A 25147-nucleotide genomic window follows, 5' to 3' on the forward strand; every position below is an offset into this window, starting at 1 on the left:
TCCACCTGCTCGTGCACTACCCGCCGAAGATCGCCCTGTCCAAGCTCGTCAACAGCCTCAAAGGCGTCAGCTCCCGCTACCTGCGCGCGGAATACACCGGCCGGATCAACCGGATCGGCACGGGCTCGGTGTTCTGGTCCCCGTCGTACTTCGCGGGGTCCTGCGGCGGCGCACCGCTGAGCATCGTCAAGGACTACATCGAGAACCAGAAGCGCCCGGCATAACCGTCACCACACAGGCGTAACGATCTCCGGCGCTTCGCGCCTCGAGACCGAGGATCGCATTCCCGCCCGGCCTGAAGGCCAGGATTCCCTGCGAAGAACAAGGGATGGAGAAGCGTGGGGACGAGGTCGTCGGCCGTGCAGTCGGCGCCAAGTCGCCTCAGCGCCGCGAGACTTACGGCGAGGGCCAAGCGGTTGGGTGACTCGCCGGAGATCTGCCGGCCCGTGCTCCCGAGGTGAGCCTCGGCCCTCGCGGCGGCTCCGCTTGGTGCCCGACATCCACTGGAGGAATCCACATCAGCGCGTACGCCAAAAGTCCGGCGGTCGTCCTCACCGGCGTCGGCGGCACTTCCCCGTCCTGCGACCACGCCTCACCCCGACGCCGCTCCGCAGGGCGGTGGGACTACCCCGTGCGGTGAGCGTGCCGTGTTCACTGCGGTGGTGTACGTGCTGACCAGCGGTTGTGCCTGGCGGCACCTGCCGCCGACGTTCGGTACCTTTCCCGCTACGCACATCGCCGGTTCGCAGTGTGGACCGAGGCGGGCCTGTGGCTCCGGCTGCACCGGGCGGTGTTGGACGGTCTCGGCGCCAGGGGTGAGGTGGACTGGACCTCGGCGATCGTCGACGCGGCGTCCGTCCGGGCGAAAAAAAGGGGCACGCCGACCGGGCCGAATCCGGTTGGTCGCGGCAAGAAGGGCAGCAAGCTGCATGTCGTGTCTGACGCTCAGGGCATCCCGCTGGCTGTTGCGGTGTCCGGGGCGAATCTGCACGACAGTCAAGCGCTCAGGCCGCTGGTCCTGGCGATACCCGACGTCCGCTCCCGGCGCGGACCACGCCGACGGCGACCGGTCAAGGTCCGCGCTGACAAGGCGTATTACTCCGCCGACCACCTCACCTGGGTCCGCGCCCGCGGCCTGATCCCGCGGATCGCGCGTCCGGGGGCGAGTCCGGCGAGCGGCTCGGCCGCCACCGCTGGAAGACCGAGCGGTCGATCTCCTGGCTGTTCGGCTACCGCCGGCTCACCGTCCGATACGAACGCAAGGGCAGTCACTTCCTCGCCTTCCTCGGCCTCGCAGCAGCCCTGACCTGCTACAAGAAGCTCGCCGAACTCACCACATGAGACACCCTCCCATTGCTGACAGACCGTTTTCAGGCGGAGGTGCCCGTGACCGCGGTGCCGGACCTGGTCAGCGTGTACGTCAAGAGCGTCCCGCTCCAGAAGTGGAAGGTGAGGGTCACGGTGGTGTTGTCGGTGACACCGTCGAAGAACGCGGTCGGCAAGGTGATCGTGCCTGCGGTGTAGTCCGGTGTGAAGGCCACATTGAACTGCTGGTACGTCGTCCAGGACTGCGGACCGGCGGCGGTGCCGTCGGCGTAGACGGCTTCCATGGTCGCCAACTTGTCTCCGTTGAACGCGGTGGGTATCACCAGCGAGGTCGTCGTACCCGTCGCGCTCGTCAGCACCGGCTTGTCATAGGTGATCACGTTGACAGCCCAAGGAGTTCCGTCCGTGAACCGGAGGGACAGGACGGCATTCGTACCGTGCTCCTGCGACGCGGTCAGCCGGCTGAGCGTCGCCGCTGCGATGGTCAGCGTGCTGCCGCTGACGGTGTAGTCCACGCCCGGGATCAGGGGGCGGGTGCCGACATCGATCTTCATCAGCCTGGTGCCGTTGAGGTTCAGCGTGATCGTCGCGTCCGTCGGGGTCTTGCCCTTGAGTACGAAGAGCTGATCGGTGGACGCGGTGCCGGAGCGCCCGGTCCAGCTGGACCGTATCTGCGCATAGAGGCTTGGGTCGTTCCATTGCATGGTGCGGCGGTTGAAGCGACTGCCGTTGTCCCACAGCATGGTGGTCAAGCCCCGGTACCGCGCGTAGTAGCCGAGATACTCGAGGTACTTGAGCGTCTCCCCCTGTTCGACCGTGCCGGGGCCGGAGTCCCAGCCGAGCAGCCCGTACTCACCGACGACGACAGGGATCCCCTTGGCGACGAAGGACCTGTGTAGCAGGTCGAACGTGTCGGTCAGGTCCTGCTGGGTGGCCGCGTTGAAGGTCGTGTAGCCGGCGAGGTTCACGCTGAAGGGCCAGAAGCTGTAGTAGTGGATCGAGGCCACGAGGTTCGGGTCGTCGAGCGCGGCGAAGGTGGCGAGCAGGGTGTCGATCTTGGGCTGATCCGGGGTGTCCCCGAGGGTCGGCATGACGAGCAGCCGGTCGGTATTGCCTCCGCCGGTCGCGCGCACGACGGAGTGGAAGGTCGTGTTGAGCTCGTTCATCAGGACGGCGTTCTGCTCGTCGCCGGCGCTGCCGTTGAAGAAGGGCTCGTTGATGCTCTCGAAAAGCAGTCGTCGCGGCTCGTCCCGGAAGGTGGCCGCGATCTGCTGCCAGGTGGCCGTGTACTGGTCCAGGACCGCGTCATGCTGTGCCGGCATGTTCGGCACCCACTGCCACGCGTCGCCGTGCATGTTGATCAGAACGTAGAAACCGTCGGCCAGGGCCCAGTCGACCACCTGCTTGAGCCTGGCCAGGAACACCGGGTCGAGGGCGTAGGCCGGAGCAGGACTTTCGTGCTGGCCCCAGGTCACCGGGATCCGGATGCTCCTGAAGCCCTGCGCCTTCATTCTGCGGAAGAACGCCTGGGTCACCCGCGGGTTGCCCCACGCCGTCTCGTCGGCGCCGATGGCCTCGAAGCTGTTGCCCAGGTTCCAGCCGGGCTGCATGTCTGCGACTACGTCCAGTGCGGACGCCGACGCGGCGGAACCAGTGGACCGGACAGCGGCCTGGGCGGCCGATGGCATGGACAACGCCGCGACGGCGAGGGCCGCGGAGGTCGTCATGACCTGGCGGCGAGTGAAACCGGCTGAACTCGGCATAGAACTCTCCATTGAGTCGAAAGGCCTTCCCCCCACATCGACGGCATCGACCGTCGAAGCGCTTCAACGCGGGGCGGGAGCCTAGCGCAACCTGGCGACAGAGAGAACGGGCCAACCCGCATGGAACCTCCATCGAGTCGAGACGTTGCGCGTCGAAGCGCTTCCCCACATGGGGGAGTCGGGCGAGGCGGCACGCAAGCACATCGGGGTTCCCTGCTCATCTGCCGCCGATGCCGACCGGACCGGCGGTCACCCGGTGGGAGCTCACGCCTTCTCGGCACCGATGAACACCGAACGGTTTCCTCATTCTGTGGAGGTAGTCACGACCGCACTGAAGGGCGCGAGCGCGCCCGCGCGCACCGTGACGCATCCCGACGCGGTCCCGGTGGCGCTGGAGGTCACCGACCCGAGGAGGTTGTCGCGGATCTCGACCAGGCATGGCCGTCACGGGCATCGTCGACTTCGGTGCCATGTTCGCTGCCGGATCCGTCAGCCGGCCCCACCGGCGTGGCAGAGCCAGGCGCTCAGCGGCGCAGATAGACGGACTTGTACTCGACGTACGCCGCCAGCCCCTCGGGGCCCAGCTCACGCCCCAGCCCGCTGGCCTTGACGCCCCCGAAGGGTGCGCCGAGATCGATGTTGTAGAAGTTCACCCCGACCGTGCCGGTGCGCATCCGGCGGGCGATCTCCAGACCCTTGTCCTCGTCGGAGGTCCAGACGGTGCCGGCCAGGCCGTACGGGGAGTCGTCTGCGATCGCCACGGCCTGGTCGACGTCGTCGTACGGAATCACCACCAGAACCGGGCCGAAGATCTCCTCACGGGCGACGACGGCGGAGTTGTCCACGTCCGCGAAGACCGTCGGCTCGACGAACCAGCCCCGCTCCAGGCCCGTGGGACGGCCACCACCGGTGACCACCCTCGCCCCGCCGACCCGGCCGGCGTCGATGTAGGACTCGACGCGGTCGCGCTGTCGAGCCGAGGCGAGGGGGCCCACCCGGGTGGCTGGGTCGGACGGGTCTCCCACCCGCAGGGAGGCCGCGAGGGCCGCGACGGCGTCGACGACCTCGGTGTAACGGCCGCGGGGCGCGAGGATGCGGGAGCTGGTGTAGCAGGTCTGACCGCTGTTGAGCAGGCAGGCCCAGGCGAGTCCGCGTACGGCCTGGCCGAGGTCGGCGTCGTCCAGCACGATGGCCGCGCTCTTGCCGCCGAGTTCGAGCGTGGCGGGCCGCAGCAGCCGCCCGCACACCTCGCCGATGGCCCGTCCGGCCTCGGTGGACCCCGTGAAGGCCACCTTGTCGACGCCGGGGTGAGCGACCAGGTACGCACCGGTCTCGCGGCCTCCGGTGACGACGTTGACGACCCCGTCCGGGATCCCGGCCTCCTGTGCGGCGTCGGCGAGCTGGAAGGCATCCAGCACGGTCTCGGGCGCCGGCTTGACCACGACGGCGCAGCCGGCCGCGAGGGCGGGCGCGACCTTGAACATCATGAGCGACTGAGGGAAGTTCCAGGGGACGACGACGGCGACCACCCCGACCGGTTCACGGCGCACCACGGTGGTTCCGGGGCCGGGAAACGCGGGGCGGCGCTCCTCCTGCGGGGTGGCGCGGGCCAGCTGGGCGAAGTACCGCAGGGTCCGGGCGGGACCGGTCCCCTCGACCGGGCCGGACACCGCGATCGCCATGCCCATCTCGGCGGTGACGACCCGCGCGGTCTCCTCCGCCCGGCGTTCCAGCGCGTCGGCGAAGCGGTCGAGGGCCGCCGCCCTGGTCTCCCCGTCCCAGGACGCCCACGGCGACGCGGTCAGCGCCCGCCGGGCCGCGGCGACGGCGGCGTCGACGTCGGCGGGGGCGGTGTCGGGCGCCTCGCCCACCGGCCGCTCGGTGACGGGTGAGATCACGGTGAGGGTGCCGGCTGCGGTACTCGGCCGCCATTCACCTCCGATGAAGAGGTGTTCGCGGCGATAGTGCGGCTCGGTTTCCGATCGCATGGGTCAGCTCCCAGGAAGCAGTACGGGCTTGACGGTCACGCCGGACGCGGCATCCCGCTCGGCGGTGTTGATCTCGCTGAGCGGATAGGTCCGCACCAGGCGTTCGAAGGGGAAGCGGCCCTGCTGCCACAGCTCGACCAGCTGGGGAAGGAAGCGGCGGGGTACCGCGTCGCCCTCCAGGATTCCCATCACGTTCTTGCCGGTGGACAGAGCGGCGGGGCCGAGGACGAGGTCGCGGGACTGGGCGCCGACCAGGCCGATGGTTCCCCTGCCCCGCAGGCTGTCGACCCCGTCCCTGATCACCTCCGGGACCCCGGTGGTGTCCAGGATGTAGTCGGCTCCTCCCCCGGTGATCTTGCGGAGCTGCCGAGGAACGTCGTCGACGCTGCCCAACAGGACATGCGTGGCGCCGAGTTCCTGGGCCAGGTCGAGCCGGTTCTCGTGCAGATCGACCGCCACGATCGTGGCGGCACCGGCGACCTTGGCCGCCATCACGGCCGCCAGCCCCACGCCGCCCGCGCCGAACACCACGACGCGCGAACCGGCGCGGACGCCGAGGGCGAGCAGGATCGATCCGGCGCCGGTCTGGATGCCGCAGCCCAGGGGGGCGAGGAGCTCCAGCGGCAGATCCGGGTCGACGACGACCGTGTTGCGTACGTCCACCACGGCGTGGGTGGCGAACGAGGACTGGCCGAACCAGCGCGAGGCGACGGGCTTTCCCTCGGCGTCGGTCACCAGCTGACCGCCGCTCTCGGTGCCGGTGCCGGTGCCGGTGAGATTGCGCTGGACGAACGACCGGCAGTAGGCGGGGTGGCCGTCCAGGCAGTTCTCGCAGGCGCCGCAGTGGTCGAACGACAGCAGGACGTGGGAGCCCACTGACGGCTCGGTCACGCCCGGCCCGAGGGCCTGGACCACGCCGGCTCCTTCGTGGCCCGCGATGATCGGCGGCCGGGCTGGAAAGCCCTCGCCGCGTGGCAGCACGTCCGTGTGGCAGAAGCCCACCGCGGCGATGCGCACGAGGACCTGCCCCGGCCCCGGACCGGCGATGTCGACCTCTTCGACGACGAAAGGCCCGGTACCGGCCCTGAGTACCGCTGCCTGCATGCGCATATCCGCTCCCGGCATCCGTCCGCGTATCAGTTCGCCTTCCGTGCCCGACGCTACTGTTGACCGTACGAGCGGTCAACAGTAGCTTCATGGCTATCACCCGCACGACGAAGGAGCCGAGCGTGGCCCTCCCCGTACAGTCCCCAGAGCGGCAGGAACAGCCGGACCAGCCGGATCAAGAGGCCGCCGCGGTCCTGCGCCGTGAGGGTCCCGTCGCCGTGATCACTCTGAACCGGCCTCGGGCGATGAACGCGGTCAACGCGGCGATGTCGGCGGCCGTCGGAAACGCGCTGCGGGAACTCGACGAGGACCCGGAGCTGAGTGTCGGTGTGATCACCGGGGCGGGGCGGGCCTTCTGTGCCGGCGCCGACCTGAAGGAGCTCGGGGCCGGCCGACCGGTCAGTGCCCCCGGGCACCCCGAATGGGGATTCGCCGGCCTGGTGCGCCACATCGTGGACAAGCCGCTCATCGCGGCCGCCAACGGCTTCGCGCTCGGCGGCGGCACCGAGATCGTACTGGCCTGCGATCTCGCGGTGATCAGCGAGGACGCGCAGCTGGGGCTGCCCGAGGTGAAGCGCGGGCTGGTCGCCGCCGCCGGTGGGCTGCTGCGGCTGCACCGGCAGATCCCGCCCAAGGTCGCGGCCCACGCCGCCCTGACCGGTGAGCCGCTGGACGCGGCCACCGCGCTGCGCTGGGGCCTGGTCAACGAGGTCGTGCCCGCGGACCAGGTAGTAGCCCGTGCCCTGCGACTGGCCCGGCAGATCGCGGCCAACGCGCCGCTGGCCGTCCGGGCGAGCAAACGGATCATGCGCCGCAGCGCCGAGTACGGCTCCGACTGGGCCCCGGCGATCTGGGACATGAACGAGGCCGAGTTCGGCGAGGTCCGCCGCAGCGAGGACGCCAAGGAAGGCCCACGGGCCTTCACGGAGAAGCGCCCGCCCCGGTGGCAGGGCAAGTGACAGCCAAGGAGACAGCGGTGCAGTCAGCGGTGATCGTCGATGTCGTACGTACTCCCTCCGGCAAGGGCAAACCCGGCGGCGCACTGTCCGGAACGCACCCGGTGGAGCTGCTGGCCACGGTGCTGAGCGCACTGCTGCGACGCAATGACCTCGACCCGGCTCTGGTGGACGACGTGATCGCCGGGTGCGTCGGACAGAACGGTGAGCAGGCGCTCAACATCGCGCGCAACGCGGTGCTGGCCGCCGGGCTTCCCGAGACGGTGCCGGCCACGACCGTCGACCGGCAGTGCGGCTCAAGCCAGCAGGCCGCCCACTTCGCGGCGCAGGGCGTGCTGGCGGGCGCGTACGACATCGCGATCGCCTGCGGCGTCGAGTCCATGAGCCGAGTGCCGATGTTCTCCGCCGTCCAGGGCCGCGACCCCTACGCCCCGCTCGCCGCGCGTTATCCCGACGGCCTGGTCCAGCAGGGCGTTTCGGCAGAGCTCATCGCCGCTCGCTGGAAGATCGGCAGGCAGGAGCTCGACGCCTTCGCCGCGCGCTCCCACCGGCTCGCCGCGGCGACCGCCGCGTCGGGCGGCTTCAACGGCGAAATCGTCCCGGTCGGCGGCCATGAGGCGGACGAGACGGTCCGGCCGTCCACCACCCCGCAGGCCCTGGCCGGACTGAAGCCGGCGTTTTATGACGACGCCACGGGCAGGCGCTTCCCGGAGATCGACTGGCGCGTCACCGCGGGCAATTCCTCCCCGTTCACCGACGGCGCCTCCGCCGCGCTCATCATGAGCGAGGACAAGGCCGCCGCCCTGGGGCTGCGCCCCCGCGCACGGTTCCACTCCTTCGCCGTCACCGGCAGCGACCCGCTGCTGATGCTCACCGGCGTGATCCCGGCCACCGTCCGCGTGCTGGAACGAGCGGGCCTGTCCATCGACGACATCGACGCCTTCGAGGTCAACGAGGCCTTCGCCGCGGTACCGCTGGTCTGGCAGCGGGAAACCGGAGCCGACCCGGACCGGGTGAACCCGCGCGGCGGCGCCATCGCCCTCGGCCACCCCCTCGGAGCCTCCGGCACCCGGCTGCTGACCACCCTGGTCAACCACCTGGAAGCCACCGGCGGCCGCTACGGCCTGCAGACCATGTGCGAGGGCGGCGGCATGGCCAACGCCACGATCATCGAGCGGCTCTGAGCCCTCCCCCGCCTCAAGCACCTCCACAGGAGACCCACCATGAATCTCTCAGGCAGCGCCGCCCTCGTCACCGGTGGAGCCTCCGGCCTCGGGCTGGCCACCACGCAGCGCCTGGCCGCGGCCGGGGCCCGGGTCACCATCGCCGACCTCCCCTCCTCGGCAGGCGAGACCGTCGCCAAGGACCTCGGCGACCATGTCACCTTCGCGCCCACCGACGTCACCGACCCGGCGCAGGTGACGGCCGCGCTCGACCTCGCCGTGGAGGCGGGGCCGCTGCGGGTGGTCGTCAACTGCGCGGGCATCGGCGACCCGGGCCGCACCATAGGCAGGGACGGGCCCCTGGCCCTGGAGCGCTTCCGCCGGGTGGTGGAGATCAACCTGGTCGGAACGTTCAACGTGATCCGGCTCGCCGCGCAGCGTATGCAGGACACCGAGCCCACCGGGCCACGCGGCGAGGAACGCGGCGTCATCGTCAACACCGCCTCCGTGGCGGCTTTCGACGGACAGATCGGACAGGCGTCCTACGCGGCCTCCAAGGGCGGCATCGTCGGCATGACCCTGCCGATCGCGCGGGAGCTGGCGGCGAGCATGATCCGCGTGGTCACCATCGCCCCGGGTCTGTTCGCCACCCCGATCCTGAACGGACTGTCCGAAGAGGCACGCCGCTCGCTCGGCGCCCAGGTGCCCCACCCCAGCCGACTCGGCGATCCCGGCGAGTACGCCGCGCTGGTCGAGCACATCGTCGCCAACCCGATGCTCAACGGCGAGGTCATCCGCCTCGACGGTGCGATCCGGATGGCACCGCGCTGAGGCTGTCCTGCCCCCATGCGATGTACCCCCCGACCCTGACCCGACGATCCGAGAGGCGCCGTCACCGTGCCCATCCCCATTGACATCGATCCCTCAGTCACCGAACTCGCCGAACGCACACGGCAGTTGGTGCGTGACATGGTGATCCCCGTGGAGACCGAGACCGGCGGCCGGGTCCACGACGGCCCCGAGAAGGTACGGCGCCGGTTGCAGGACGCCGCCCGCGAGGCGGGCCTGCTCGCCCCGCACGTCGGCAGGGAGTGGGGCGGGCTCGGCCTGAACACCCTCGGCCAAGCCGTCGTCTTCGAGGAGGCGGGCTACTCCCTGCTCGGCCCGCTCGCCCTGAACATCGCGGCTCCGGACGAGGGCAACATGCACCTCCTGGAGAAGGTCGCCACCGAGGAGCAGAAGCGGCGCTACCTGGCCCCGCTGGCCGCCGGAGACATCCGGTCCTGCTTCGCGATGACCGAGCCGGCTCCGGGCGCGGGCTCGGACCCCAGCGCGTTGACCACCACGGCCACGCGAGCCCCCGGAGGCTGGCGCATCGACGGCCGCAAGTGGTTCATCAGCGGCGCGCGCGGTGCCGGGTTCGCCATCTGCATGGCCCGGACCAGCGGTGCGCCGGGCGACCGGGGCGGGGCCACCATGTTCCTGGTCGACACCGACCGGCCCGGCATGACCGTCGAGCGCGACATCGACACCCTCGACGAGGGCCTGTTCGCGGGCCACAGCGAAATCGTCTTCGACGGCTGTGTCGTCGGCGACGACCAGGTCCTCGGCGAGGTCGACCGGGGGTTCGAGTACGCGCAGGTGCGACTGGCGCCGGCCCGGCTGACGCACTGCATGCGCTGGCTCGGCCTGGCCCGGCGCGCGCAGGACATCGCGCTGGAGCGGGCGAGCACCCGCGAGGCCTTCGGCTCGCGCCTCGCCGAACTCGGCATGGCCCAGCAGCAACTGGCCGACTCCGAGATCGACATGGCGGCCAGTCGGGCGCTCATCCACGACACGGCCCGGGTCCTGGACAGCGGGGGACGCGGCGCCCAGGAGTCCGCCATCGCCAAGACGTTCGTCGCCGAGGCGGTGGGCCGCGTCGTGGACCGCTCCGTGCAGATCTGCGGCGCCCTGGGGGTCTCCTCCGACGTCCCGCTGTCCCGCTTCCTGCGCGAGGTCAGGGCCTTCCGCATCTACGACGGCCCCTCCGAGACCCACCGCTGGGCCATCGCGCGACGCGCCGTCAGCCGCCACGCGCGCCACCGTGAGGAGACCGCGACATGACCGCGACGGACATCACCACGCCCGCCGGGTCACCGATCGGCCTGGACGTCGGGGCGCTGCGGAAGTGGGTCGGCGAGCTCGTCCCCGACTTCGACGGGCCGGTACGGGCCCGCCTCCTCCAGGGCGGCAGGTCGAACCTGACGTACGAGATCCAGGCGGGCCCGCACCACTGGGTGCTGCGCCGCCCGCCACTGGGCACCCTGACGCCCAGCGCCCACGACATGGCACGCGAGTACCGTGTCGTCGCAGCACTGCACGGCACCGGCGTGCCCGTGGCGGCGCCGGTCGGTCTGTGCGAGGACCGCTCGGTCATCGGGGCCCCGTTCGCGGTGGTGGAGTTCGTCGACGGGACGGTCGTCCGCAGCGCCCAGGACGCCGCGCTGATCAGCGCCGACGGGCAACGGCAGTGTGCGCTGTCCCTGGTGGACCAGTTGACAGCGCTCCACCAGGTGGACCCCGGGGCGGTGGGGCTGGCGGAGTTCGGCCGCCCCGAGGGCTATCTGGCGCGACAGCTGAAGCGCTGGCGCAGCCAGTGGAACTTGGTCAGAACGAGGGAGACGCCCCTCCTGGACCGGCTGTTCACGGCTCTGGTCGACCGGCTGCCGCCGGCCGGCCCGCGCGGCATCGTGCACGGCGACTACCGCCTGGACAACACCATCCTCGACCGCGCCGACCCGGCGCTCGTCCGCGCGGTCGTCGACTGGGAGATGGCCACGCTCGGCGACCCGCTCACTGACCTGGGCATGCTGCTCGTCTACTGGGATCCCGTCAGCGAACCGGTGCTCGGTGTGCGGCACATCCTGCACGGCAACCCCGGCTTCCCCACCGCCGACGAACTCGCCGAACACTACGCCCACCAGACCGGCGAGGACCTGAGCCATCTGCCCTTCTACCGGGCGCTCGGCTACTTCAAGCTCGCGGTGATCGCGGAAGGCATCCACGCCCGCCACCTCGCCGGCCAGACCGTCGGCGACGGCTTCCACACCATCGGCGACGCCGTTCTGCCCCTGCTGCGGGCCGGGTCCGCCGCACTGACCGGACAGGACACGGCATGACCCGCACCGCGCTCATCACCGGAGCCTCCCGTGGCATCGGCGCGGCCATCGCCCGCCGCCTCGCCACCGACGGCTGGGACCTGAGCCTCGCCGCCCGCTCCCCCGGGCCCCCGGCAGCGCTGGCCCACGAACTGCACGCCCGGTACGGAGTGCGCGTGCACACGGCGCCGGGCGACATGGCCGAGGAGGCCGACGTCCACAACGTGGCGCAGCAGCACCTCAAGGCGTACGACGGCCGACTGGACGCGCTCGTGCTCAGCGCCGGGATGGGACAGACGGGCGCGATCGCCGACTTTCCCCTGGCCCGGCTGGACAAGCAGTACGCAGTGAACCTGCGCGCCCCGTTCCAGCTGGTCCAGGAATGCCTGCCCGCGCTGCGCGCCACGGCCTCCCGGCCCCGGGACGGCACCGGCGTACACCACGGCACCAGGGTGGTGGCCATCGCCTCCATCACCGGCGTCACGGCCGAGCCGTCGCTGGCGGCGTACGCGGCGACCAAGGCGGCCGTGCTGTCGCTGTGCGAGTCGGTCAACGTGGAGGAGTCCGAGGCCGGCGTCTCGGCCTGCGCGGTGGCTCCCGGATACGTCGACACCGACATGACCTCATGGATGCACGAACGGCTGGCCCCGGAGGACATGATCACGGCGGACGATGTCGCGGAGATGGTCTCGTCCGTTGTCGGACTGTCCCGTACGGCCGTGGTCCCCAGCATCGTGATCACCAGACCGGGCCGTCGTCTCTGGCGGGCCTGAAACTCAGCGCTCCACCGAAGCCGGACGTGCGGGAAATCCACCCGTCCACTCTATTGACCGTACATGCGGTCAGTCCTAGTGTGGCCGCACCGCACTCCCTCGGAAAGCCGGTCCGGCGACCGTTCCCCTCCCCTCCCCTCCCCTCCCCTCCCCTCCCCGCGACCCGCCGGGGCAGAACCTTCCGCCACCGACCCACACTCGCCGCCCTCTCCGGCCGTTCCGGCAACGGCCGGCGGCCAGTACCGGAGGAATCGCACATGGCGACAGCGACACCACACACGGCCGAGAACAGCGGCTGTCCCGCACCTGGCAGCGATCTGCACGGCATCCTGGACTTCTGGAAGGAGGCCGCGCCGGACGCCGAAGCACTGGCCGAAGGCGATCGGCGGTTGACCTGGGGCGGCCTGGCGGACCGGGTCTCGCGCCTGGCCGCCGCACTGGCCGCGGACGGCCTGCGGCCCGGCCATCACTTCGCAACCCTCAACAAGAACAGCTCCGCCACGGTCGAGGCCACGTTCGCCGCAGCCAGGGACGGATACGCACACGTCATCGTCAACTGGCGCCTGAGCCCCGGCGAGATCGAGTACGTCCTCGCCGACGCCCAGGCCCGGATCCTCTTCGTCGGCGCCGAGTTCCTCCCGCAACTGGAACAGATCCGGGACCGACTGCCCCACCTGACGAAGGTCATCGTCGTCGGCGGCGACGCGGACGCGTACGAGGACTACCTGGCATCGGCCGCACCCGCGCCCCGCAGCCACCGGCCCCAGCCGGACGACTGCGTCCTCCTGCTCTACACCTCCGGCACCACGGGATTCCCCAAGGGCGCGATGCTGACCCACCGCAGCCTGGGAGCGCACTGCGTCTCGGCCGCGGAGGCGTTCGGCTTCTCCCACGACAGCGTGAACATGGTGGCCATGCCGCTGTTCCACGTCGGCGGGATCAGCTGGGCTCTGATCAGCCTCTGGATGGGCGCCCGCACGGTCCTCGTCCGGAACGTGGTCCCGGCCGCCGTCCTGGAGCAGATCCGGCGGGAAAGGGTCACCCACGCCTTCTTCGTCCCGACGGTCTACGAGTACTTCCTGGCCACGCCGGAACTCGACCAGGCGGACCTGTCCAGTCTGCGGTGCCTGGGCTACGGCGGGTCCCCGATGCCGCTACCGCTGATGCGACGCTGCCTGGAGCGGTTCACGCCGGACTTCTACCAGGTGTACGGGATGACCGAGGCATCCGGGGTGTTCAGCGTCCTGGGGCCGGACGCCCATCGCGACCCGGACCGGATCCACCTGCTCACCTCGGCCGGCAGGCCGATGGCGGGCGTACAGGTCCGGGTGGCCAGCCCGCTCACGGGGGAAGAGGTTCCGCGCGGCCGGACCGGCGAGTTCTGGATCAGGTCGGAGCAGGTCATGGCCGGGTACTGGGACAAGCCGGAGGCCACCGCCGAATCCTTCAGCGACGGCTGGTTCCGTACCGGCGACGCCGGCTTCGTGGACGACGACGGCTTCCTCTTCGTTCGCGACCGCGTCAAGGACATGATCATCTCGGGTGGCGAGAACATCTATCCGGCCGAGGTCGAGCGGGTGATCACCCAGCACCCCGCCGTGGCCGACGTGTGCGTCATCGGAGTGCCCGACCCCACCTACGTCGAGGCGGTCAAGGCCGTCGTCACCGTGGCGTCCGGTGCCGTGGTCGACGCCGCCGAGCTCATCGCCTTCTGCCGTGCGCGCCTGGCCGCCTACAAGTGCCCCAAGACGGTGGAGATCGTCCAGGAACTGCCCCGCACCGCCACGGGCAAGGTGCTCAAGCGCGAGCTGCGCAAGGCGTACGCGAACAACACCGACATCAGCTGAACCACAAGCGAAAGGTCCCACGATGAGCTACTTCACCAGTGCGGAAGAGGTCTACCTCTACCTCGGCGGCGTCTTCCGGGAGGCCAACAGCCACCCCGAGGTCGGCCCGGTCCTCAAGGCTTCCGGCATCACCCTCCGGCTCGACTACACGGGCCCGGACTCGTCCATCACCGTGCTCATGAAGGAGCCGGAGATCGTCGTCATCGAGGGCGACTCCGACCTCGACCCCGATGTCCGGCTCGCGATGTCGGCCGACAACGGCAACAAGTTCTGGCGCGGCGAGTACAACGTCGCGGTCGGCCTGGCCAAGGGACAGGTCAAGGCCAAGGGCCCGGTCACCCAGATCCTCAAGCTGGTGCCGCTGACGAAGCCGCTGTTCCCGGTCTACCGCGAACTCGTCGGCAAGAAGGACGCCGGCAACTGAGCCCCCTCGACACCCCAAGGCAGGTCGGTCAATGACGACAGATACCAAGCACTACCGGATGTACATCGACGGCACGTGGGTGGACGCGGCCGACGAGCCGTTCGAGATGGTCGATCCCGCCACGGGCCAGGTGTTCGCCACGGCGGCGAGGGGCCGGACCGAGCACGCCGACCTCGCGGTGGCCGCCGCGAAGCGGGCCCATGAGCGCGGCGAATGGCGCGGCAAGAGCCCCGAGGAACGGGCCGAGGTGATCTCGGCGATCGTGGCGAAGCTCTCCGAGCGGATGGACGAACTCGTCGAGCTGCACATCAAGGAGAACGGAGTCACGATCCGGCAGGCCATGGCCTTTCACGTCGGCTACTCCATCTCCCATCTGCAGTACTTCGCCGATCTGGCCCGCAGTTACGCCTTCGAGCGCCCCGGCCCGCAGCTGTCCTATCCCACGCTCGCCACCGGAGTGGTCCGCAGGGAGCCCATCGGCGTCGTGGCCGGCATCGTGCCCTGGAACTTCCCCCTCCTGCTGGCCGTCTGGAAGCTCGGTCCAGCCCTCGCCGCGGGCAACTGCATCGTCCTCAAGCCGGACGAGAAGACACCCCTCACCCTTCTCGCCCTCGCCGAGGCCGCCCACGAGGCCGGACTCCCGGCCGGCGTCCTGAACGTCGTCACCGGGGAGGGCGAGGAGGTGGGCGCGCGGCTGGCTGTGCACCCGGACGTACGCAAGATCGCCTTCACCGGCTCGACCGTCGTGGGCCGCGAGATCAGCAGGCTGGCGGCGGACAACGTCAAGCGGGTCACGCTGGAGCTGGGGGGCAAGGGCGCCAACATCGTGCTCGCCGACGCCGATCTGGACACGGCGGTCGACGGCGCGCTGTTCGCCTGCATGCTGTACTCGGGGCAGGCCTGCGAGTCCGGCACCAGGCTGCTGCTCCCCGAGGCCCTCCACGACGACTTCGTCGCCAGGCTGATCGAGCGGGCGAAGACGATGAAGATCGGCGATCCGGCCGAATTCGACACCGACCTCGGCCCTGTCGTCTCCGGCGAACAGCGCGAGCGGATCCTCGGTTACATCGAACTGGGGCAGAAGGAAGGCGCCACCCTCGCGTACAGCGGATCGACGCCCGAGGGCCCGGGGTTCTGGGTGGGGCCGACCATCTTCACGGGTGTCCGCCCGGACATGCGCATCGCCCAGGAGGAGATCTTCGGCCCCGTCCTGTGCGTCATTCCGTACGGCAGCGTCGACGAGGCGGTCGCCATCGCCAACGACAGCGAGTACGGGCTGTCGGCGGGGGTCTGGAGCGAGGACGTCGACGCCGCCCTCGAGGTGGCGCGCCGCCTCGAGTCAGGCACCGTGTGGATCAACGACTGGCACATGGTCAGCGTCGAGTACCCCTTCGGCGGCGTCAAGCAGAGCGGCCTCGGCCGCGAACTCGGTCCCCACGCGCTCGACGAGTACACCGAGGAGAAGTTCGTCCACATCGACCTGTCGCGTCGGCTGGACCGACGTGTCTACGACCTCGTACTGCCGCCCGTCGCGGACCGCACCAAGGAGAGCGCATGAAAGGGAACGCCGCCGTCCTCAGGGAGCCCGGCGCCGAACTGTCCATCGAGGAGGTCGAGTTCGGCGAGCTGGCCCCCGACGAGGTACTGGTCCGGATCGCGGGCGTCGGCGTCTGCCACACCGACCTCACCGCACAGTCCGGCGGCGTCCCGCTGCCGCTCCCGGCCGTGCTCGGCCATGAGGGCGCGGGTGTGGTGCACGCCGTCGGGGACGCTGTCGAGGCGCTCTCGGTGGGCGACCACGTGGTGCTCAGCTTCGACTCCTGCCGGGAATGCGCGACCTGCACGGCCGGGCACCCCGCCTACTGCGAACTGTTCGCCGCGCTGAACTACTTCGGCACCCGCCTCGACGGGACCGCGACCATGAGCCGCGGCGACGAGGACGTCCACGGCAGCTGGTTCGGCCAGTCCTCGTTCGGCGCGTACGCGGTGGCCAGCGTGCGCAACGCGGTCAAGGTCGACGACGGCGTGCCGCTGGACATCCTCGGCCCCCTCGGCTGCGGTCTGATGACCGGCGCCGGCACCGTGTTCAACGTCCTACGGCCCGCCCCCGGCCAGAGCCTGGGCGTGTTCGGTCTCGGCGCGGTCGGACTGAGCGCGGTCATGGCCGCCAAGGCGGCCGGGTGCACGACCATCGTCGCGGTCGACCTCAACCCGGAACGGCTGAAGCTGGCGACCGAGCTCGGCGCGACCCACGTGATCGATCCGTCGCAGACCAAGGACGTCAACTGGGCCATCACCGAGATCAGCGGCACCGGACTGGACTTCACCGTCGACGCCGTGGGCCTCGGCTCCGTCGTACGCCAGGCGGTGGAGGCTCTCCGCTCCCCGGGCGTCTGCGCCACGCTCGGACTCCAGGGCCTGGAGAACGAGATGACCATCGACCAGGGCCATCTCCTCATCGGCCGCACCCTGACCGGCGTCATCGAAGGCGACGCGGACCCGCACGAACTCATCCCCAAGCTCATCGGGCTCTGGCGGGAAGGCGACTTCCCCTTCGACCGGCTGGTCGAACGCCGCCCCTTCGACGAGATCAACGAAGCGATCGCGTCCGCCCGCTCCGGGCAGGTCATCAAGCCCGTACTGGTCTTCGACCCCGCCTGACACAGCACAACGATCGGTGAGGAGCCGTTCCATGACAACCGAGACCACTGTGTCCGAGGACTTCGTCGTCGAGTTCTTCGCACATGTCGATGCCCATGACTTCGACTGGGTCGAGCAGATGCTGGATCCGGAGTGCGTCATCCAGGCACCTGGGTTCCTGCAGAAGGGACCCGAGATGGTCACCATCTGGATGGCCGGGTTCTTCGCCGCCTTCCCCGACCTTGTGCACCGGCCGCATCGAATCGTCACCGCGCAGGACGAGGTGGCCGTCGAACTCGAGGTGACCGGCACCCACACCCAGGACCTCGCAGCGCCCGACGGCAACGCGATCCCTCCGACAGGACGGTCCATCCAGATCGGGCTGGCCGAATTCTGGCGCCTGCGCGACGGGCGCGTCAGCGAATACCGCGTGTACTACGACCACTTCGAATTTCTCACGCAGCTCGGCCTGACGAACTGACGTATTGAGGACCATGGGTGTTGAGCGGGGCGCGTCCGGCCTTGGGCGCGCCGACGCCCACGCCCGCGCCCTTCTGTCGCATGGTGCGCCACCGGACCGGGCACTACGCCAGGCGTGCCGCCCTGCTGTGCGCCAGGAGCCGGTCATTGCTCGCCTCGTGACACTGCAACTCGTTGCGCACTTCGTCGATCCGGAGAGGCCCGAGGGCGGCGCGAGCGAGGGCGACAGGCGAGTCTCGGCGCGAGGCCAGGCGCCCGCCGGTCCTTCTGCCCGTCCCTCCGCCGGATCGTCGGGGGGCGCCGAAGGATTCCCCTGCCTCCCGTCCTCCGCCTGCATGTCACCCCCGACACCGTTCCGGAGTGGCTCTACGACACCGTCGGGAAGCTCGGCCTCGAACTCCAACTCAGCCTGGACGACGCCGACATCGACCAGGCCGGACAGACGGGCGGAAAACTCGTCATCCCGGGGATTCACGGATACGGAACCACCCCCTGAAGCCGACGCCACGCGACTGGCCCCTTCGACGCGACTGGTTCCTTCGATGAGCTTGCACTCAGAAACTGATCGGTTTACTGTGTTGTAAACCGATCGGTTTCCGATTTCTCGTGGAGGCAGTCATGACCGCTTTGAAGGGCGCCAACGTCTTCGTCACCGGTGGCAGCCGGGGCATCGGCAAGGCCCTGGTGGAAGAGCTGTACGCGCGCGGTGCCGCCAAGGTCTACGCCACGGCCCGCGACCCGCGCACCGTGACGCACCCCGACGCGGTCCCGGTGGCGCTGGAGGTCACCGACCCGGCCTCCGTGGCGGCCGCCGCCGCACAGGCCGAAGACGTCACCGTACTGATCAACAACGCCGGTGCCGTGGTCGGCGCGTCCTTCCTCGACTCCCCTATCGACGACGTACGCCGGGAGTTCGAGACCAACTTCTACGGCCCCCTGCTCCTCACCCGGGCCTTCGTGCCGGTCATCGAGGGCAACGGCGGCGGCCACCTCCTCAACGTGCACTCCGTGCTCTCCTGGATCGCCCTCGGCGGCTCCTACAGCGCCTCCAAGGCCGCCCTGTGGTCGCAGACCAACTCCCTGCGCCTGGAACTCCAGCCGCGCGGCATCTCCGTCACCGGACTGCACGTCGGATACGTGGACACGGACCTGACCGCGGGCGTCGACGCACCCAAGTCCGACCCGCGTGACATCGCCGCCCTCGCCCTCGACGGCATCGAAACCGGCGCGTACGAAGTCCTCGGCGACGACCTCACGCGGCAAGTCAAGGCGGGCCTGGCCGGAGACCCGGCCGGGCTGTACGACCAGCTGGCCAAGTAGAGGACAGGGAGACGGCGAGATGCCCAGCCAGGAATCACGTCCCACGATTCACATCCCGGGAACCACCAGCCACACCATCGCCCCGCGCGCAGGACACGGCAGCGACGAGGGGACCCTGCGTTACCTCAGAGCGGGCACCGGCGCTCCCGTGGTCCTGCTGCACACCGTGCGCACCCAGGCCGAGCACTTCCGCTCCCTCATCCCGCTGATCGCGGACCAGTACACCGTGTATGCCCTCGACTTGCCGGGGATGGGCTACTCCGAGATCGTGCCCGGTGCGTCGTACGACGAGCCGGCCATGCGTGCGGGCGTCAAGCGGCTCCTGACCGAACTCGACCTCCACGACGTGACCCTGGTCGGGGAGTCCATGGGGGCGGTGCTCGCCCTGACCACCGCGGCCGACCTGCCCGAGCGGGTCCGGCGCGTCGTCGCGGTGAACGCGTACGACTTCCGCGGCGGTATCGCCCGGTCCAGTCTGCTCGCCCGTGTGGTGGTCAGCGGTGTCCTCGCTCCGGGGGTGGGCGCGGTGGTCGCCGGGGTGGAGCCCAAGCCCGTCGTCCGCAGGATCCTGGAGGGCGGCGTGGTCGACAAAACCGCGCTGCGGGAGGACTACGTCGACGAACTCCTCCAGGTGGGCCGCCGCCCCGGCTACCCGACCGTCGCCCGGGCCGTGTACCAGAGCATGCCCAGTCTCATCGCCGCCCGCTCGCGCTACTCCGAGGTCAAGGCACCCGTCCACCTCGTCTACGGGGAGAAGGACTGGTCGCGGCCCTCGGACCGGCAGGCCGACAAGGAGCTGCTGCCGGCTGCCGATTTCACGCAGGTGCCGGGAGCAGGCCACTTCATCGCCTTGGAACGGCCCGACCTGCTGGCCGACCTGCTGAACGCGGTGGCGTGACCGCCCCGAAAGCGCTGTAGTCACCCCCGTTCGGGTGTAGTGCGGGACGGGGACCACGCTCGACCATGTGTCTGACAGCGTCGTGGCATGCAAAGGGGCAGCGCGTGGCGGAGATACGGATCGAGTTCGATGTTCCGGCGGAGATGCGTGACGGCACGGTGCTGCGCGCGGATGTCTACCGGCCCGGAGGTACGGGGCCGTGGCCGGTGTTGCTGGCCCGGCTGCCGTATGGCAAGCAAACCCCGATGATGGGCGTCGTACTCGATCCGCTGGCCGCGGCCAGGCGTGGCTTCATGGTGGTCATCCAAGATACCCGCGGCCGGTTCGCCTCCGAGGGCGAGTGGGAGCCGTGGACACACGAGGAGAGCGACGGGTACGACACCGTGCGGTGGGCCGCCGCGCTGCCCGGCGCGAACGGCTCCGTCGGCATGATCGGCGCCAGCTATTTCGGCAACACCCAGTGGATGGCGGCGCTGTCCAAGCCGCCGGAGCTGAAGGCGATCGCGCCGATGGTCACGTGGTCCGATCCGGACGACGGACTGTGGACGCGCGGCGGTGCGATCGAGCTCGGCATCACCGCGCCCTGGACCCTCATGATGGGTGCCGACGCGCTGATGCGCCGGCACGGCACCGACCCCGCCACGCTCGTCGGCAGCCTCGGCGGGCTCGTACAGGATCTCGACGGCCTGGCCGACGGCGGCTACGGCGAACTGCCTGCCGGGCACTTCCCCGCGTTCGTCCGGCACGAACTTCCCGAACTGGGCTATGAGCGCTCCCGGCGCGAGCCCGGGTGGGCGCGGGCATGCCGGGTCGAGGGCCGGCATGACGAGGTGGACCTGCCCACCTTCCAGGTCGGCGGCTGGTACGACATCTTCAGCCAGGGCACGCTCGACAACTTCACCGCCATGCGCCGCGCCGACCGGTCCGCCACGCTGGTCATGGGGCCGTGGAGTCACGCCAACCAGCAGCACGTCATCGGCGACGTCAACTTCGGGTTCGGCGCGAACTCCGCCTTCATGGGCATGCGCGGACCCCTGCAGGGCCTCCAGCTCGACTGGTTCCAGCGCACGATCGGCGATGCGGAGGCGCTGGAGCCGGACACGGGCAAGGTGCTGCTGTTCGTCATGGGCGTCAACCAGTGGCGCGAGGAGACGGAATGGCCCCTGTCGCGGGCCGTGGACACCGACGTCCACCTGCGTGCCGGCGGACGCCTGACGCAGCAGCCGCCGTCCACCGCCGAGCGGCCCGAGGAGTTCGCCTACGACCCCATGGATCCGGCGCCGACCACCGGTGGTGCACTCCTGATGACCGACGAGTTCCGTGCCGGGCCGCTCGACCAGACGGCTGTAGAGGCGCGCGAGGACGTCCTGGTCTTCACCACGGAACCGCTCGCCGAGGACCTGGAAGTGACCGGCCGTGTCCGGGTGGTGCTCTTCGCGGCCACGGACGGGCCCTCGACCGACTGGGTGGCGCGCCTGTGCGACGTCGACGAGGACGGGGTCTCGCGCAATGTGACCGACGGCATCGTGAGGGTGCGCGCGGCGACACCGGGCGAGGCGGCCGAGCACGTCGTGGACCTGTGGTCGACCAGCATTGTCTTCCGGGCGGGGCACCGGATACGGGTCCAGGTCACCTCGAGCAACTTCCCCCGCTGGGACCGCAACCTCAACACGGGCGAACCCGAGGACACCGCGACCACGGGCCGGGTGGCCCGCCAGCAGGTCTTCCACGACCCCGCACGCCCCTCCCGCATCGTCCTGCCCGTGGTGCCTCCAGCCTGACCGGGAGCAATGGGAGAGCCCGCCGATCCGTTGCTCCGGTGGGCAAGGGCGCCGAAGTAGCCATGTCGGCTCGGTCGAAGGGCGGCAGGCATCCTGCGGCGGAGGCGATGACCTCCCACGGGCGCCTGCCCCTCGGCAAACGCCGCGGTGAAGATTCCTCGGTCGGCAGACCGACCAGGTTCCGCTAGACCGGCCTGCGATGACGCGGCCGGATCCGGAGGGGGCGGCCATCCGGTCGAGTACGGCACCGAGGTCCTGGGCCAAGGGGGCACGAGTGACCCGCCTGCTCGATCTGATGCCGGAGGTGGCCACCGAACTCCAGCTGCTGGTCAAGACCACCCGCTACGCCGCCCACGATCCACTTCATCGACGCCCTGCCCAAGACCTCCAGCGACAAGACCCAGCGCTACCTGCTGCGCAACCGTCGGCGCACCGAACTCGTGCGGGGGCGGCGCTTGGTGTGTCCCACGCGCGGCTGCCGGCCGCCCTTCTGCGAGCAGATGCCCGGAGTTTTTGAGCGTCACCAGCGACGCACGGTCCGTCTGACCAGGTAAGTCAAGGCTGTGGCGAAGAAGTTGGCGGGCCGGGCGGATCTCGTTTCCTGGTGATACTCGCGGCGGGCCTGCTCGCCACACGGCCCTGCGCGCCCTGCTGCGCATCCCGTTGCCCACCCGGCGGACGCCCCGCGTGATCGGCGTCGACGACTTCGCTCTGCGCCGGCCGCACCGCTATTCCACCGTGGTGATCGACGCCGAGACCTATGAGCGGATCGACGTGCTGCCCGACCGCACCGCCGACACGCTGGAAGCTTGGCTGCGCGAGCATCCGGGCGTGCTCCTGGACGAACGACAGCGAGTCAGCGACGCCCAGCTTCTCGAACAGCCCGCGCAGCATGTACGGCTGGACTCCCAGGCCGACTCCAAACAGCTGGTGCAGTGCCGTCTCGAACTCGAAGCGGCCTCGTCGAAAGGAGGTGGCGCAGCCGCCGGGGACGTTGTGACGCCCCGCCAGGAGGGTGCGCGGTCCCAGCGTTGGAGGCTGGCGGCGGTCAGTCCGGCGTTGCCCCTCGCCGATGACCACGCGTCGAAGTCCGTCGTCGTGGTTACTGTTCGGCGGCCTCTCGGGCGATCTGCTCGAACTGGGCGCCCATGGCCTCGCCGAGCGCCTGGGCGGCGGAGAGCGGGCGCACCATCACCGTGAACTCGTCGATCTTCCCGTCGTCGTCGAAGTGCAGGAAGTCGCATCCCTGGAGCTGCTTGCCGGCGACGGTGGCGGTGAAGACGAAGGCATGATCGCGGCCGTCGGGGTTGGCGATCTCACGGATGTAGGTGAAGTCCTCGAAGACCCGGAGCACGCCGCGCAGGATCGCGGCGGTGATGGCCTTGCCCGGGTACGGCTTGAAGGTGACGGGGCTGGTGAAGACGACGTCGTCGGCCAGCAGAGCGGCCACGGCGTCCAGGTCGCGGCTCTCGACGGCCTTGCGGAAGGGATGCATGAGCCCACCTCTGATACTCAAAAATATGAATAGGTGCGGTAGAGAATAGAGGGCCTGTTATGGCTTGTCTACAGGGGAGGGGTGACTATTAGTCACGCTGTTGATTAATCTGTTAGCGTAGATCCATGGCTTTGCGGAACGCGGTGATGGCCGCGCTGTTGAAGGGCGAGGCGTCCGGGTACGATCTCGCGAAGGCATTCGATGCGACGGTAGCCAACTTCTGGATGTCGACGCCCCAGCAGCTCTACCGGGAGCTGGAGCGCATGGAGGCGGAAGGATTCGTCACGGCCCGCGTCGTCGAACAGAAGCGCCGCCCCAACAAGCGGCTGTTCTCCTTGACGGAGGCCGGGCGGAAGGCCGTCCACGCCTACACCGCCGAGCCCTTGGGCAAACCGGCGGTGGTCCGGGACGAGTTGCTTGTCAAGGTGCAGTGCGTGGACGTGGGCGACATGGAAGCGGTCCGGACTGCCATCGCGGAGCGCATGCGGTGGGCCACCGCCAAGCTGGCCGGCTACGAGAGGCTCCGGCAGCGCCTGCTCGACGGGCGCTCTGAGGAGGCGTACTTCGCCGAGGCCGAGCGCATCGGCCCGTATCTCACCCTGCTGCGCGGGATGTCGTTCGAGCGGGAGAACCTCCAGTGGGGAGACATGGCGCTGCGCAGGCTCGAACAGCGCACAGCGGCACTGCGGGCCGACGGCTGACCGCGACGATCCCACCTGCACGATCGGTCAAGAAGAGGGGGTGGGGCGATCGTGCCCGACTCCACCCCTCACCGGTCGTCGGACTATGCCCGGGCGAGGAGCAGCTGCGGTTCCTCGTCGGCGGGAATGCGATGGAGTCCCTTGCGGTCGTAGAACCGGGTCACGCCGAAGCCGAAGAGGCCGGCGACCGCGAGTCCCACGCCCAGCATCACCCAGCCCCGGGTCAGACCCGCGTCGGCCTGGGCGTCGTAGTAAAGGATCGAGCGGACGGCGCCCGTGATCTGGCGCAGGGGCTCGAACTCGCCGAGGGCGCGGTAGAAACCGGGGAGGGCTTGGAGAGGGACCGTGGCTCCGGACGTCGGTACCGCCATGGCGATGTAGAAGATCGTGATGAACAGCATCCCCGGCGTGCCGAACACAGCGAGCAGTCCGAGCCCGCCGATGCCGACAACCGCGATCGTGCACACGGAGAAGAGCCACAGCAGGGGCAGGTGAGAGGCGTCCATGCCCATGATGCCCACCGCACCGGCCAGGGCCAGGCTTCCCATGAGCAGGGACAGACCGATCATGAGCGTGCTACTGATGGCCAGGGTCTGGACGCGAGTCGCGCGCAGCAGCGGGTTATGGACCCGCAGCGGGCCCATGTCGCTGTGGGTGTAGCCGAGGGCGTGGTCCACCTGGCCGCTGATGACGTTGGCGGCGAGCATGCCGCAGACGACGAGGACGAGGGAGTAGTAAAAGGCACTCAGACCGAGGCCGCTGTGCGAGTCGAGCGGATGCCCGTCCTCGATCTGCACCACGGCCGGGTCGGCCAGCAGCAGGCGCGCGGCAGCGGGCAGCTCGGCCTGCGCGGCCTCGGCCTGAGCGGTCAGCTGTTCACCCACCTGCGCGGAGGCCGACTGCGCGGCCGTCGTCGTGGCCTGCCGCGCCATGCTCGACCCCACGCTGCCGGCGGACTGGTTGGTCAGCACGGTGAGTGTCGGGCGGACGGGCTTGCCGGCCACCCCGGGGCCGGTGAGGGCGGCGACAGTGGCGGTGAAGTCGCGGGGCACGACGAGCGCGCCGAACAGCTTGCCCTTGCCCAGTTCCTCCTTCATCTGGGTCCTCCGTGGATACTCCGGCGTTTACGCCGGAGAGGAAACGGACTCCTGCGGAGCAGGGCAGGGAGCGGTGTTTCGCCGTCAAGGCGAAAGACCGTGCTCTGACCCGCAGGCTTGATCTTTACCTGTTACCCCGCTAGTTTGTGAGCATGACCGCGAACCATGTGAAGCGGGCATTCAAGTACCGCTTCTATCCGACGGATGCGCAGGCAGCAGAGCTGTCGCGCACCTTCGGCTGTGTGCGC

General features: G+C 69.9%; 21 protein-coding genes and 3 pseudogenes. 19 read left to right on the forward strand and 5 right to left on the reverse strand.

Going from position 1 to position 25147, the window contains the following annotated elements:
• Together tnpA and ACFYO2_RS47520 are read left to right on the forward strand one after the other, a co-directional pair.
• On the forward strand, positions 1–224 hold a 224-nt coding region (gene tnpA / locus ACFYO2_RS47515; protein ID WP_388363200.1), incomplete at its 5' end, for an IS200/IS605 family transposase.
• Between the two features lie 366 nt (positions 225–590).
• Positions 591–1341 (forward strand): annotated as a pseudogene (locus ACFYO2_RS47520) (IS5 family transposase); the annotation flags it as partial.
• A gap of 29 nt (positions 1342–1370) precedes the next feature.
• Here the strand turns inward: ACFYO2_RS47520 and ACFYO2_RS47525 are convergent.
• From ACFYO2_RS47525 to ACFYO2_RS47535, 3 genes are all read right to left on the reverse strand, one after another.
• On the reverse strand, positions 1371–3089 hold the full coding sequence (locus ACFYO2_RS47525; RefSeq protein WP_388363203.1) for a cellulase family glycosylhydrolase: 1719 nt from the start codon (positions 3087–3089) through the stop codon (positions 1371–1373).
• Positions 3090–3613: 524 nt separating this feature from the next.
• Positions 3614–5077, reverse strand: a complete 1464-nt coding sequence (locus tag ACFYO2_RS47530; protein ID WP_388363206.1) for an aldehyde dehydrogenase — start codon at positions 5075–5077, stop codon at positions 3614–3616.
• 3 nt (positions 5078–5080) lie between these two features.
• Positions 5081–6187 carry an NAD(P)-dependent alcohol dehydrogenase gene (locus ACFYO2_RS47535; RefSeq protein ID WP_388363208.1) on the reverse strand — a complete coding sequence of 369 codons (1107 nt, stop codon included), beginning with the start codon at positions 6185–6187 and terminating at the stop codon, positions 5081–5083.
• Positions 6188–6273: 86 nt separating this feature from the next.
• Between ACFYO2_RS47535 and ACFYO2_RS47540 the strand changes: the two genes are divergently transcribed.
• The 15 genes and pseudogenes from ACFYO2_RS47540 to ACFYO2_RS47610 all read left to right on the forward strand — a co-directional run.
• A complete protein-coding gene (locus tag ACFYO2_RS47540) occupies positions 6274–7143 on the forward strand; it encodes a crotonase/enoyl-CoA hydratase family protein (protein WP_388363216.1) in 870 nt (289 codons plus the stop codon).
• A gap of 17 nt (positions 7144–7160) precedes the next feature.
• Entirely contained in the window at positions 7161–8324 is a 1164-nt protein-coding gene (locus tag ACFYO2_RS47545) for a thiolase family protein (RefSeq protein ID WP_388363218.1), read from the forward strand.
• A gap of 39 nt (positions 8325–8363) precedes the next feature.
• The gene (locus tag ACFYO2_RS47550) at positions 8364–9134 is read left to right on the forward strand and encodes a 3-hydroxyacyl-CoA dehydrogenase (protein WP_388363220.1); all 771 of its coding nucleotides are present in this window, start codon (positions 8364–8366) and stop codon (positions 9132–9134) included.
• A gap of 66 nt (positions 9135–9200) precedes the next feature.
• Entirely contained in the window at positions 9201–10409 is a 1209-nt protein-coding gene (locus tag ACFYO2_RS47555; RefSeq protein ID WP_388363222.1) for an acyl-CoA dehydrogenase family protein, read from the forward strand.
• Positions 10406–11464 carry a phosphotransferase family protein gene (locus ACFYO2_RS47560; RefSeq protein WP_388363225.1) on the forward strand — a complete coding sequence of 353 codons (1059 nt, stop codon included), beginning with the start codon at positions 10406–10408 and terminating at the stop codon, positions 11462–11464. Before ACFYO2_RS47555 ends, ACFYO2_RS47560 begins: the two co-directional genes overlap by 4 nt.
• Complete coding sequence (locus tag ACFYO2_RS47565) at positions 11461–12216, forward strand: SDR family NAD(P)-dependent oxidoreductase (RefSeq protein ID WP_388363227.1); 756 nt, start codon at positions 11461–11463, stop codon at positions 12214–12216. Before ACFYO2_RS47560 ends, ACFYO2_RS47565 begins: the two co-directional genes overlap by 4 nt.
• 257 nt (positions 12217–12473) lie before the next feature.
• Positions 12474–14063 carry a long-chain-fatty-acid--CoA ligase gene (locus tag ACFYO2_RS47570; protein WP_388363230.1) on the forward strand — a complete coding sequence of 530 codons (1590 nt, stop codon included), beginning with the start codon at positions 12474–12476 and terminating at the stop codon, positions 14061–14063.
• A gap of 22 nt (positions 14064–14085) precedes the next feature.
• Positions 14086–14487: an SCP2 sterol-binding domain-containing protein gene (locus ACFYO2_RS47575; protein WP_366825126.1), complete on the forward strand. Its 402-nt coding sequence runs from the start codon at positions 14086–14088 to the stop codon at positions 14485–14487.
• Between the two features lie 31 nt (positions 14488–14518).
• On the forward strand, positions 14519–16045 hold the full coding sequence (locus ACFYO2_RS47580) for an aldehyde dehydrogenase family protein (protein ID WP_388363233.1): 1527 nt from the start codon (positions 14519–14521) through the stop codon (positions 16043–16045).
• Positions 16042–17148 (forward strand): NAD(P)-dependent alcohol dehydrogenase, encoded by a 1107-nt coding sequence (locus ACFYO2_RS47585; protein ID WP_388363236.1) that lies wholly within the window; start codon positions 16042–16044, stop codon positions 17146–17148. Before ACFYO2_RS47580 ends, ACFYO2_RS47585 begins: the two co-directional genes overlap by 4 nt.
• A 31-nt stretch (positions 17149–17179) precedes the next feature.
• Positions 17180–17608 carry an ester cyclase gene (locus ACFYO2_RS47590; protein WP_388363239.1) on the forward strand — a complete coding sequence of 143 codons (429 nt, stop codon included), beginning with the start codon at positions 17180–17182 and terminating at the stop codon, positions 17606–17608.
• Between the two features lie 617 nt (positions 17609–18225).
• Positions 18226–18927, forward strand: coding sequence for an SDR family oxidoreductase (locus ACFYO2_RS47595; protein ID WP_388363242.1), 702 nt, complete (start codon positions 18226–18228; stop codon positions 18925–18927).
• Between the two features lie 19 nt (positions 18928–18946).
• Positions 18947–19825, forward strand: coding sequence for an alpha/beta fold hydrolase (locus tag ACFYO2_RS47600; RefSeq protein ID WP_388363244.1), 879 nt, complete (start codon positions 18947–18949; stop codon positions 19823–19825).
• 104 nt (positions 19826–19929) lie between these two features.
• The gene (locus ACFYO2_RS47605) at positions 19930–21606 is read left to right on the forward strand and encodes a CocE/NonD family hydrolase (RefSeq protein WP_388363247.1); all 1677 of its coding nucleotides are present in this window, start codon (positions 19930–19932) and stop codon (positions 21604–21606) included.
• Positions 21607–22046: 440 nt separating this feature from the next.
• Positions 22047–22440: pseudogene (locus ACFYO2_RS47610) on the forward strand (transposase); the annotation flags it as partial.
• A 268-nt stretch (positions 22441–22708) separates the two neighbouring features.
• On the opposite strand, the gene ACFYO2_RS47615 reads toward ACFYO2_RS47610, so the two are convergent.
• Entirely contained in the window at positions 22709–23101 is a 393-nt protein-coding gene (locus ACFYO2_RS47615; protein ID WP_306985059.1) for a nuclear transport factor 2 family protein, read from the reverse strand.
• 125 nt (positions 23102–23226) lie between these two features.
• On the opposite strand from ACFYO2_RS47615, the gene ACFYO2_RS47620 reads away from it, so the two are divergent.
• Positions 23227–23802, forward strand: coding sequence for a PadR family transcriptional regulator (locus ACFYO2_RS47620; protein ID WP_388363250.1), 576 nt, complete (start codon positions 23227–23229; stop codon positions 23800–23802).
• Positions 23803–23885: 83 nt separating this feature from the next.
• Here the strand turns inward: ACFYO2_RS47620 and ACFYO2_RS47625 are convergent.
• A pseudogene (locus tag ACFYO2_RS47625) lies at positions 23886–24908 on the reverse strand (DUF3533 domain-containing protein); the annotation flags it as partial.
• A gap of 143 nt (positions 24909–25051) precedes the next feature.
• Between ACFYO2_RS47625 and ACFYO2_RS47630 the strand changes: the two are divergent.
• A partial coding sequence (locus tag ACFYO2_RS47630; protein WP_388363253.1) for a helix-turn-helix domain-containing protein occupies positions 25052–25147 on the forward strand: 96 nt, incomplete at its 3' end.

The organism is Streptomyces sp. NPDC006602, from assembly GCF_042870385.1.
Taxonomy (GTDB): Bacteria; Actinomycetota; Actinomycetes; order Streptomycetales; family Streptomycetaceae; genus Streptomyces.